The sequence below is a fragment of the Bradyrhizobium cenepequi genome (genome assembly GCF_020329485.1).
Classification (GTDB): Bacteria; Pseudomonadota; Alphaproteobacteria; order Rhizobiales; family Xanthobacteraceae; genus Bradyrhizobium; species Bradyrhizobium cenepequi.
Map to the genome: position 1 here is coordinate 1 of NZ_JAGKJI010000095.1, position 11,140 is coordinate 11,140.

Sequence of the window (11,140 nt, forward strand, 5' to 3'; positions counted from 1 at the left end):
GCCCGGCATGGTCGGAACATCGATCGTCTCAAACTCCCGGAGAGTGCAAACCGGTAGTGACCGCTTGAGCAACGACGAGATTGCGCGCCTGCGAAAGCTCGGGGTCGAGGTGGACAACATGTCGGATCAGGAGCTTCAAGATCTGGCTGCCGAACGTGCCCGCCAATTTGTGGAGAACGCGCCGACCTCGGCTGCACAGGCCGCAAAGATCATCCTCGATGGCGTCAAGGCAGGGAAATGGCGCATCCTGGTTGGCGAAGATGCCCAAGAGCTCGACGAACGCGTGCGGCGAGATCCGCAGAACGCCTACACGCCGGAGTTCTACAAGAGCTTCGCCGAAAAGGTCGGCTGGCGGCTGGAGTGAGACAGCAAAGCGCGCGCTGACAAGTCGGAACCAGAAAGATGAGGGCGCCAAGTCAAAAACCAATGATTATGATCTCGCCACGCAGCGACGGTGGAGTCGAGCTAGATGAACGACTTCCTCAACTATGCAGAGGTTCGGCAGTTGGCCAAGCGCCGGCTGCCGCACGGCATCTTCGAATACATCGATAGAGGCACCGAGGACGAGAATGCGCTCCGCTGGAACCGCCATGCTCTGGACGCAGTGCGGATCAAGCCGCGGGTGCTGACCGCTGGCGGCGTTCGTAACCAGGCCGTCTCGCTCTTCGGCCAAGCCTACGATACGCCGATGATCGTTGCCCCGACCGCCTTTGCAGGACTTGTGCGGTATCAAGGAGAAATCGAACTTGCCAGAGCAGCCTGCGCGAACGGGATGCCGTTCTGTGCGGCAACCGAGGCAATTACCGCTATAGAAGAGATCGCGGCTGCAAGCAAAGGCCCGATCTGGCTTCAGCTCTATCTATGGGAAAAGGAAGAGCTCACGAGAGACCTGATCCAGCGGGCATGGGATAGCGGCGTGCGGACATTGGTCGTCACGGTTGATAGCGGCTCCGTCGCTGCCAACCGGGAATACAACACCCGCAATGGCTTTGGGATGCCTTTCCGATTTTCCGCGCGCAATGTATGCGATGTGGCTCTGCATCCGCGCTGGGCGCTCAGTGTCTTTCCCGCTATCTGACAGCCGGGCAAGTGCCCGCGTTCGCGAATTACCCCGCCCCATATCGCAGCAGCATCCTGGGCGAGGGCAAGGCTCTCAGTTACGCGCCGAACCTTGGCTGGGAGCACATGCATCGGCTGCGCGATCTCTGGAAAGGCAACCTCGTCCTAAAGGGTATCCTTCGCGTGGAGGATGCGATCCTCGCGACCAGATTGGGCGCCGACGGTATTGTTGTTTCAAATCACGGTGGACGCAATCTTGACAGCGCCGTGGCGCCGATCGAGGTGTTGGCGGAGATCGTTGATACGGTTGGCCAGCAGATCACGGTGTTTGCCGACAGCGGCGTTCAGCGAGGCAGCGATATCCTCAAGCTCCTTGCAGTGGGAGCGAAGGCCATCATGCTTGGTCGAAGCCTGCTCTACGGCACTGCCGTTGGCGGAATGTCGGGCGCCAGCCGAATGATCGGGATTTTGCGGCGTGAGCTCGACACTGCAATGGCCCAGAGCGGTTGCAAGGACATCCGCGAACTAGACCGGACTCTCCTCCAGTTGCCCGATCGTATCCGTTGAGCCGCGAAAGCCGAGCTGGAGGCTGCGCGCTCCAGGATTGCCACGGCATGTTGCCCGGCTGGCCCAACGCACCTTGCCTGTCGGTGGGCGCAATGCGGATCTGTTCAGCAACACCCAGCGTGCCTTCCGATTTCCTGCAATTGATCGAGGAATCCCTAATAAATTCCAATCTGGTATTGGTCTTTTCGAAATTGGTATTGGCCTCGACAGAGGCGATTCACCCACTATGCAATAAATTGATCAATTTACTGGACGCGAGGAAACTTATGCGTGCGACAGCAAAGCTCCCTTTGCTGGTGCTCTTGGCATTGACCGGCTGCTTGTTTCCAACCTTTGCGCAAGATAAAAGCCTTCTCATTGCGTCCATCTGCAACGGCGTAGGCAGATTGGCGCCAGCGTCAATACCGCTTTACGTGATCGCGTTCCCCAGCGGAGAGGCGCTCGGTTCTTCGATCGACCTGCATGAGCTGGTGCTTAATGGGCCTGCCTGCCCTTACTTGCCACGAGAGGTGCGGGATTCTCAACGAAGACATCAATACTCAGATGCTCGCCAACTTCACCTGGGCCAGCGGCCTCACGTTTAGCTGCGAGCGAAGAGGACCACAGAAAACGCCGTCTTGCAGTCCTGCAGAGGGAATGCTCTCCGCTCAACCAGAACAATCGAGGGAACGATATCGATGTCCACCGCGCAAGCGATTTCGCAACAAGGCCGAACCGCGGTCCGCAATAGCTACGACGTCCTCGTGGTCGGTGCCGGCTTTGCCGGGCTGTACATGCTATATCGGCTGCGCGCACTCGGCTTGAAAGTGCGCGTCTTCGAGAAGGGCGCCGGCGTTGGCGGCACCTGGTATTGGAACCGCTATCCAGGTGCGCGCTGCGATGTGGAGAGCATGCAATATTCCTACTCGTTCTCCGAGGAGCTGCAGCGAGAGTGGGACTGGAGCGAACGCTACGCATCCCAGCCCGAGATTTTGCAATACGCCAACCATGTTGCCGACCGTTTCAATCTAAGACCGGATATCGAGCTCAATACCCACATCGTAGCTTGCGTGTTCGACGAGGAGGCGGGTAGCTGGTCGGTTACGACTTCCGACGGCAGAATCGTAACCGCCCGATTTGTTGTACTGGCCACTGGGTGTCTGTCCAACGCGCGGGTGCCGGATATCCAGGGCCTGCATGGCTTCAGTGGCCCAGTCTATCACACCGGCAATTGGCCGCACGAACCTGTGGATTTCAAGGGCTTGCGCGTTGGCGTGATCGGCACGGGCTCCTCGGGCATCCAGGTCGTGCCCATGATCGCCGAGCGGGCGAAACACCTCACGGTGTTTCAGCGTACTGCGAATTTTTCGATTCCCGCGCGCAACGCACCACTGACGGATCAGGATCGCCAGCCTTTCCGCGCCAAATATTCGGAAGTGAGGCGTTTTATGCGCGAGCTGTCGCGGAGTGGCCTTTATGGAGAGGTAGCCGAGCGGGGTGCGTTTGAAGACGACGACAACGTACGGCGCGCGAAATATGAGGCACGGTGGGCGCACGGCGGCACTACGTTCCTATCATCGGCCTATAGCGATCTGTACGTGAACAAGGCGGCCAACGACACTGCCGCCGATTTCGTGCGCAAAAAAATCGCCGAGATTGTCAAGGACGAGGAAACCGCGAAGCTGCTGCAGCCGAATACCCACCCGATCGGCACCAAACGAATCTGCGTCGATACCGATTATTTTACAACATTCAACAGGCCCAATATCACACTGGTCGATATTCGGTCGGATCCAATCCAGGAGATTCTGTCTGACGGCCTGCGTACGCAGGCGAAGAGTTTTCAGCTGGATGCGTTGGTCCTGGCCACCGGCTTCGACGCGATGACCGGCTCGCTCGCCAAGATCGAGATTCGGGGAAGGGCAGGTCTCACGCTAAACCGGAAATGGGCGGAAGGACCAAAATCCTACCTCGGTCTGATGATTGCAGGCTTTCCTAATCTCTTTGTCATTACGGGCCCGGGCAGCCCCTCGGTGCTATCCAACATGATCGTATCGATCGAGCAACATGTCGATTGGATAGCCGACTGTCTCAACTACATGCGCGAGCGCGGGCTCGATGTGATAGATGCGGATAAGCAGGCCGAGGACAAATGGGTCGCCCATGTCAACGAATTGGCGAACGGGACGCTCTTTCCGCAAGCGGATTCCTGGTACTTGGGCGCCAATGTTCCGGGCAAGCCGCGGATTTTCATGCCGTATATCGGCGGCGTCGCCGCCTATCGAAAGATATGCAATGAGGTCGCTGCCAAGGGCTATGATGGATTCGAGATGACGGCAGCAAGGGCTCCCAAACCGGTTGCGGTTTCTTGAGCGCTGTCGGGCAAAAAGGCGCCCCTGACGTATCCGCCGCCACTCAATAGAGGTCCCGGCGGATGAGCTTGTCGTGGCCTCTGCGCCGTGCGGGCAAGTTTACGTAGCCGTCAATGGGGCCATCGCTGGCCTGTCGAGCTGCGGGATCGACGCGCCGGCCTTGTAGCCCGGACCAGACCAGCCGGTTGGCAACGAACTTCGAGCGCGCTACTGCGTCGAACTATTTCGTGAAGAGTTCGCCTGCGCAGGGAATCCTTGAGGAGAACATCAATTCCGTTCTGGTATCAATATCGCCAAAATTGGTATTGGCGCACTTGGAGGGCTCAGTGCGACAAATTTATCAATCAAAATTGATTTTGACAGGAGGGGACGTCATGCGTGCAACACGAAAATTTTCGTTGCTAGTCCTTTTACTTACCTTGACCGGCTATTCGTTTCCAGCGTTCGCGCAAGACGAGAGCCCTCTGCTTGCCTCGGTCCGCAAAACCGGGAAAATCAGTGTGGCGCTAGCATCGCTACCTCCGTACATGAACGTGTCGCCGAACGGAGAGGCGACGGGTTCCTCTGTTGACCTGCAGAACATGGTACTCAAAGGCATGGGCCTGCCGGCGCTTACGCCGAGGCTCACGGGGTGGGAATCGCTGATCCCTGGTTTGCAGGCTGGCCAATTCGATTACGTTGGCGCTGGCGTCAACATCACGGAAGTTCGCTGTAAGCTGGTGGTATTTTCGGCGCCCTATTACGCAGCTCAGACCGGTCTCTATGTGCTTCCCGGCAATCCGAAGCATCTGACGAGTCTCGCAGATGTCGCGCGCCGCCCCGATATTAAGGTTGCAGCAACGCCGGGCCTCGATGGCTATCAGGGCTACGCGCTGAAGCAGGGGGTCAAGCCTGAACAAATCTCCGTCGTCACTGACATTCAAGCTGGCGCCGCGATGGTCACCGGCGGCCGTGTTGACGCTTTTTTCCTCGGTCAATTCAGTATCCCCATTCCAAAGAAGGTGGGCCTCGAAGTCGTCGTCGACGAACAGTCGCCCGTGATTGCGTCGGCTGCGGTATTCCGGAAGGAAGACGTACGTTTCCGCGATGCGTTCAACGAGCAGCTCGTCCCATTGATCAGAAGCGGCACGATCCAGAAACTTTATGAGAAATACGGGATCCCGAACGGGGATGCGCTCGCTAAGCTCCTCGCCAAGATTACAAAGGCAAACGACGTCGAACCAAGCTGCGAGTAAGGAGCAACTGTAGTGAAGGCCATTTTGGAGTACTGGCCGGTACTCGCGCAGGGCTTGTGGGTCACTGTCTGGGTAGCGTTATGTATCATCCCCGGTGCTGCGCTCGGCGCGCTGATCCTTGGCGCGCTGAGACTGTCGGAGACGACAGCAATACGGATGACGGCGATGCTCGTCATCGAATTCCTTCGGGCTCCCTCGGCTCTCGTTCTCCTGTTCTGGGTGTTCTATGCGCTGCCGTTGCTGCCCGGGATGCCCCGTCTGAGCCCCCTCGCGGCGGCAATCCTCGTTCTGGCACTTGATGGAGCCGCGTACGGGGCCGAGATCGTCCGAGCTGGCATTGAAGCTGTGCATCGCGGTCAAACTGATGCGTGTCATGCACTTGGCCTGAGCAAACTACAGAGTTTCAGGAGGGTGGTTCTGCCACAGGCGCTCTCGCAGATCGTGCCGGGTTTTGGCAGCCTGGCCAGGAGCATGGTCAAGTGGACGGCAATCGTGAGCTTCATCGGGGTGCAGGATGTGCTCTATGTCGGTAACTACATTCGCGGCCAAACCTATAACACCGTAGCTGTGTATTGCCTGCTTGCCGGCCTGTACTGGATCCTGACCGTTCTTTGCGGCGCTGCCTTTCGCGCAATCGAACAAGTGCTGCCGCTGAATCGTGCGTTGCGAGCGGCGCGCGTATCGACTGAGGCCGCACCCCAAATGGGTGCCACTGCGGGAGCCGCCCAATGACCTGGGATTGGAGCTTTGTTGTAAAGATCCTGCCGCAGCTCATGGACGGCGTCTGGTATACTATCCTGGTGACGATCGCGAGTTCGGCAATTGCGCTGATTGGGGGGCTGCTGCTTGCGATCCTGGAGAGTGTAAGTACCACGCTCGGACGGTCCTTCGTGCGTTTCTGGCTCGAACTCTTCCGGGGCGTGCCGACCCTCGTGCTGCTTTACTTCGCCTTCTATGTGCTTCCGGAAGCGGGGGTTACACTTCCCGCAATCCCCATTGGCATTGTCGTGCTGGGCGTCGTCTATGCGGCGTACTGCTCGGAAGTTTATCGAGGCAGCCTGATCACGATTCCATCCGAGCTGCGCGACGCGTGTGTGGCACTCCATCTAAGCTCGTTTATTACATGGCAACGCGTGCTCGTTCCGTTGATGATCAAGCGGTCCATTCCCGCTCTGCTGAACTACGTGCTCGGTATGTTCAGAGAAACCGCAGTGCTTTTTGCGATCGGCGTGCCGGTGCTGATGGGCGAAGCCAACGTGGTCGGCTACGAAAACTTCCGCTACCTCGAACCCTTCACCGTAGCGGGCGTCATCTATATCGGCATGAATTTGCCGTTCCTCTACCTCCTTTCGAGATTCAAGGACAAGCATGTCTAGCAGCATGGAATTTAGCCAAGCAGGATCCTTCGCCTCCGCGCCCGCCTCAACCTCGAGTGAGGCGCATGCATCCGCTCCCAATTCGCAACAGGCCATGTGGGCTATCGAATTCGAAAAAGTATCCAAATCCTTCGGTGCTCATCGCGTGCTGGTCGATCTCGACCTGCAAGTGAAGCCCGGCGAAAAGGTCGCGCTGATCGGTCCGAGCGGTTCAGGCAAGACGACTGTACTGCGCCTAGCGATGACCTTGGAGAAGCCCACCGGCGGCGATATCCGGGTTTTTGGCGAGAGCATCGTGTTCGATGCTGCGGGCAAACCGCTCTCGATCTCGCAGGAGGCGAGGATCCGCCGCCGGTGCGGCATGGTGTTCCAGCAGTTCAACCTGTTTCCGCATCTGACCGTGCTGCAGAACCTGATCCTGGCACCAACGACGGTGTTACGGCAGTCAAGAGAGCAGGCTGAGAAGAGCGCGCTCGAATACCTTCGGATGGTGGGCCTCGAGAGCAAGGTGCATGCCTACCCTGCGCAGCTTTCGGGCGGTCAGCAGCAGCGCATCGCAATCGCGCGGGCGCTTATCCTGAAACCTGAGATCCTCCTGCTCGACGAAATCACCTCGGCGCTGGACCCTGAGCTCGCTGGAGAGGTTCTCGATGTGGTGCGAAATATTGCGCATGAGGCCAAGGTGTCACTGCTGATCGTCACGCACGAGATGCGTTTCGCACGCGAAATCTCCGATCGCATCGCCGTCTTCGACGCGGGGCGCATCATCGAGCAGGGCCCGCCGGACAAGATCTTCAGCAACCCTGAATCCGAGCGCACGCGCGCATTTCTGCAACGCGTGCTGAACCATTGAGCCTTCAGTCCATGCGTATCGTTTCTGAGCTCCTGCAGGCTCGTGCAAAGGACAGCGGCAAACGAGTCTTCTGTTCGTTCCGTGGACAACAAACCACGTGCGAACAGCTCCTCGCCGGCGTGCAGGAGATGGCCGGCGCACTGAGGCAAGCTGGCGCAAAACCAGGCGACCGGGTTGGTCTCATGCTCGGGCAGTCTGTTGAGCACATCGAGCTGTTTCTGGCGATCTCCTGGATCGGCGCGACCGTGGTCTTCTTCAACCCTCACTTGAAGTCCGCCGGAATTGAGCTGCAGCTCAATAGCAGCAGACCGCGCGTGCTGGTAGCCAATCGCGTTCATGCCGATGCGATCCGCCGGGCTCTGCCCGCACTCGCTACTCCGCCCTCGGTGGTGTGGTTCGAAGATGGTGTCGATGGCGCGGACGAGTTCCATTTGAATGTGCTTCTCCGCACAAGCCGCGCAGTGACCATCGCGGCACAGCGATCTCTCGATGATGCCATCGTCATCAGCTACACGTCGGGGACAACCGGCGCACCGAAAGGCGCTGTCCTATCGGAGCGGTTTTACTGGGTGGCCACGAAAAATGCGGCCATCCTCTCCGATGCCCAAAGGGACGACACGATCCTCCTATGGGAGCCGATGTGCAATGGCAACGCATGGCCAATAGCGCTGATGGCTTTGCACAAGGGGCCCCGCATTCACATTGTGGAGCGGTTCAGCGCCTCGCGCCTGTGGGATCAGATCGCGGAGGCTGGTGCAACGAAATTCCACTACGTGGGCGGACTCGTGAACATCATCCTGGCGCAGCCGCCGGTTGATGCCGGGCGGAATAATTCCATCTCGATCGCGTGGGGCTCGTCTTGTCCCGCGGATAGCTGGCGCAGGTTTGAGGACCGGTTCGAGCTCATGGTACGCGAAGGATACGGGCTCACCGAGGCGCAAAACTACACGCACATGAATTTGCACGGCGTGGTCGGCTCGATCGGCACTCCAGTCGAGGAGTTCGATAGCTCGATGGCCGACCATCAAGGCAAAGCCGTCGGCCCGGGAGTTGTCGGAGAAATCGTATTGAAGCCGAAAAGCCCGAGTGTGGCGATGACCTGCTATTGGGGCGCACCGGAGAAGACCGCGGAAGTCTTGCGAGATCGATGCGTTTACACTGGCGATCTGGGAATGGTCGACCAGGCGGGCAACTTTTACTTTAAGGGTAGGAAAAAGGACGCGATGCGCCGCCGCGGCCAAAACGTCTCGGCCTGGGAAGTCGAACGCGTGCTCAACGCGGCGCCCGACGTCGAGGACTCGGCAATGATCGGAGTCGATTCCGGGTTGGGGGATCACGACCAGGAGATTCTGGCGGTGATCAAGCTGCGCGACGGGGCAAGAGCTGATCCGGTTGGGATCATCGGGTTTTGCGCCGAGCAGCTTGCCTATTACCAAGTCCCGCGCTTCATCCAGTTCGTCAATGAATTCCCCCGCGGGCCGACGCAACGGATCTTGAAGAAGGAGATCGCTGCCAATCTTGAGAACGCATGGGACGCCGAGAAAGCCGGTCTCAAGCCGAAGCGAACCGTTTAGGAGTACATGATGAAAGACAAGAAGTTTGCCCATAGTCCCGAGGATCTGCTCTCGGAAATGCATGATCGGGTCTTGGTGCTCACGATCAACAGGCAAGAGAGCTACAACTCCTGGACACAAGCCCTGCGCGATGAACTCACGCGCAGGCTACGCGCCGCAGATAGCGATGGGAATGTCGACGCGGTCGTCCTTACAGGTGCGGGAAAAAAGGCCTTCTGCTCCGGCCAGGATCTCGCCGAAATGGAGGAGTTTCCGGATGGCGAGGAGACTACGTCGCGGCTTGTGCGCCTTACGGTCTGCTATGACGCGGTGCGCCAGTTCAGTAAACCACTCGTTGCGGCACTCAACGGCGTGGCAGCTGGGTCGGGCTTCCAGGTCACGCAGTTCTGCGACTATGTCGTCGCTCATCCGAAAGTGCGGGTGGGCCAAACGGAGGTGAGCTCGGGCCTGCCGAGTGTCTTTGGCACTTGGCTGATGTGGGAGCGAATCGGCAGCCGGGCGAAAGAGCTCGCGCTGCAGGCTCGGCTTATGGACGCCGATGAAGCAAAGCAACTCGGCTTCATCCACGAGGTGGTGGAACAGTCAAAAGTGCTCGACGCGGGATTGAGCGCCGCTCGGCGTCTCTCGAAACAACCTCGCGTGGCCTATAAGCTCTCCAAAGTCGCGAATTGGCAGTTCGATCAGGAGCGCTATCTGAACGCCATGAAAATGGCTATTGCCGCCTACAACGAGGCTTTTGACACCGGTGCTCCTCAAAAGGAGATCACTCAATTCTTCGAGCGCCGCAACGCGCGAAAGACCGGTGCCGATGCCAGCTGATCCCAAAAAAGTGGCAGCAGCGTCGCCAGTTTATTTGGACGCGCGGAGCGTCCAAGCTTGTCTGACTGATGAAGAAGTCTATGACATCGTAAGCAAGACGCTGCGCGACTTGAACACTGATCGAGTGATCAAGGGCCCGAAATCGGGATTTGGAGTGGATATTGATGGCGGCCACCTCCACATGGGTAGCGTTTCCGGGTGCGTGCTCTCAAGTTCTGCGGCAGGCATCAAGTGGTTCACAGTCTCCGACAAGAACCCCTCGCGGAACTTGCCACGGGTGCCGGCCACGATCGTGGTATGTAATGCAGAAACCGGATTGCTCGACGGCGTGTTGGACGGCACACAGCTGACGTCGGAACGAACAGCCGCGATGGCGGTCGCGGCTGCATCGGCGTGCGGCAGACGTCCGCTAAAGCGGGCCGCTGTGGTTGGCGCCGGAGCCATTGGCCACTCGTTGGTGAAATTCTTGGCCGCGACACAGGCAGTCGATCGGATCGCCGTGGCGTCGCTGAAAGAGTCAACCGCGCGGCACGCTTGCGAAGTCGCCGCCTTTCTTCGGCGCGGCGTGACCTTGTCCGCCACTTCTGACGTTCGCGCGGCGGTCGCCGACGCTGACATCGTTTTCACAGCCACTGGCGTTCCCGAAGACACCGACCTTGTTCGCGCAGCGTGGCTTAAAGCCGACGCGATTGTTTGCTGGCTCGGTTCACGGCGAGAGGTCGATATCGAACTGATCTCTGAAGCCTGGATCGTCGTTGACGATCCTGACGGTGTGAAAATGCGCCGCAGCGAGTTCCGCGAGGGTGGGGCGGGCTGGAATCGAATCGTTGGAAATGTGGCCAACGTAATGTCGGGCCAACTTCATCTTCCCGAAGGTGTAGAAAAGATCCTCCTTTCCCTTGCGGGGATTGGCGTTCTTGACGTTGCGTTGGGCGCCCGCGCGATCGCCAATGCGAGGCGCAAGGGAATTGGGGTTCCGCTGGAGCCGGACCGGAGGTAATGACAGGCAAGATCGATGCCGTTATCGTGGGTGCCGGTGTGGTCGGTGTGACTGCAGCCTTGGCTCTCCAACAGCGCGGGCTGAAGATCATGCTGCTGGACCAGCAAGCTGTCGCGCAGGGCTGCAGCTTTGGTAATGCAGGCGTGATCGCCCCGAGCGCATTTCCCCTCAGTGCCCAATATCGCATTGGCGACCTTCCAGCCGCGGTTTTGAAGGTGAATTCACCCGCCGCCCTTGATTGGGCCTCAGCCCCGCGGCTCTTGCCGTGGGGCTTCCAATACGGGAAGGCAACTCGACCGGACAAGG

At 58.9% G+C, this 11,140-nt stretch carries 12 protein-coding genes and 1 pseudogene; all 13 read left to right on the top strand.

Annotation, left to right across the window (positions count from 1 at the left end; translation table 11 throughout):
- Positions 1 to 364 (top strand): annotated as a pseudogene (locus tag J6497_RS39420) (short-chain dehydrogenase); the annotation flags it as partial.
- 105 nt (positions 365 to 469) lie between these two features.
- Positions 470 to 1,078, top strand: coding sequence for an alpha-hydroxy acid oxidase (locus J6497_RS41440; protein WP_283846031.1), 609 nt, complete (start codon positions 470 to 472; stop codon positions 1,076 to 1,078).
- Between the two features lie 11 nt (positions 1,079 to 1,089).
- A complete protein-coding gene (locus J6497_RS41445) occupies positions 1,090 to 1,626 on the top strand; it encodes an alpha-hydroxy acid oxidase (protein WP_312010455.1) in 537 nt (178 codons plus the stop codon).
- Between the two features lie 47 nt (positions 1,627 to 1,673).
- Complete coding sequence (locus J6497_RS39430) at positions 1,674 to 2,210, top strand: hypothetical protein (protein ID WP_225709546.1); 537 nt, start codon at positions 1,674 to 1,676, stop codon at positions 2,208 to 2,210.
- A gap of 93 nt (positions 2,211 to 2,303) precedes the next feature.
- Positions 2,304 to 3,977: a flavin-containing monooxygenase gene (locus J6497_RS39435; RefSeq protein ID WP_225709547.1), complete on the top strand. Its 1,674-nt coding sequence runs from the start codon at positions 2,304 to 2,306 to the stop codon at positions 3,975 to 3,977.
- Positions 3,978 to 4,162: 185 nt separating this feature from the next.
- On the top strand, positions 4,163 to 5,212 hold the full coding sequence (locus J6497_RS39440) for a transporter substrate-binding domain-containing protein (protein WP_225709548.1): 1,050 nt from the start codon (positions 4,163 to 4,165) through the stop codon (positions 5,210 to 5,212).
- Between the two features lie 12 nt (positions 5,213 to 5,224).
- Positions 5,225 to 5,944 (top strand): amino acid ABC transporter permease, encoded by a 720-nt coding sequence (locus J6497_RS39445; RefSeq protein WP_225709549.1) that lies wholly within the window; start codon positions 5,225 to 5,227, stop codon positions 5,942 to 5,944.
- Positions 5,941 to 6,588 (top strand): amino acid ABC transporter permease, encoded by a 648-nt coding sequence (locus J6497_RS39450; protein ID WP_225709550.1) that lies wholly within the window; start codon positions 5,941 to 5,943, stop codon positions 6,586 to 6,588. The genes J6497_RS39445 and J6497_RS39450 overlap by 4 nt, the downstream gene beginning before the upstream one ends.
- 94 nt (positions 6,589 to 6,682) lie before the next feature.
- A complete protein-coding gene (locus J6497_RS39455) occupies positions 6,683 to 7,441 on the top strand; it encodes an amino acid ABC transporter ATP-binding protein (protein WP_225709551.1) in 759 nt (252 codons plus the stop codon).
- Positions 7,438 to 9,015 (top strand): AMP-binding protein, encoded by a 1,578-nt coding sequence (locus J6497_RS39460; protein WP_225709552.1) that lies wholly within the window; start codon positions 7,438 to 7,440, stop codon positions 9,013 to 9,015. Before J6497_RS39455 ends, J6497_RS39460 begins: the two co-directional genes overlap by 4 nt.
- Before the next feature lie 9 nt (positions 9,016 to 9,024).
- The gene (locus J6497_RS39465) at positions 9,025 to 9,834 is read left to right on the top strand and encodes an enoyl-CoA hydratase/isomerase family protein (RefSeq protein ID WP_225709553.1); all 810 of its coding nucleotides are present in this window, start codon (positions 9,025 to 9,027) and stop codon (positions 9,832 to 9,834) included.
- A complete protein-coding gene (locus J6497_RS39470; protein ID WP_225709554.1) occupies positions 9,824 to 10,834 on the top strand; it encodes a saccharopine dehydrogenase NADP-binding domain-containing protein in 1,011 nt (336 codons plus the stop codon). Before J6497_RS39465 ends, J6497_RS39470 begins: the two co-directional genes overlap by 11 nt.
- The coding region (locus J6497_RS39475; RefSeq protein WP_225709555.1) for an FAD-dependent oxidoreductase at positions 10,834 to 11,140 on the top strand (307 nt) is incomplete at its 3' end. The genes J6497_RS39470 and J6497_RS39475, both read left to right, overlap by 1 nt.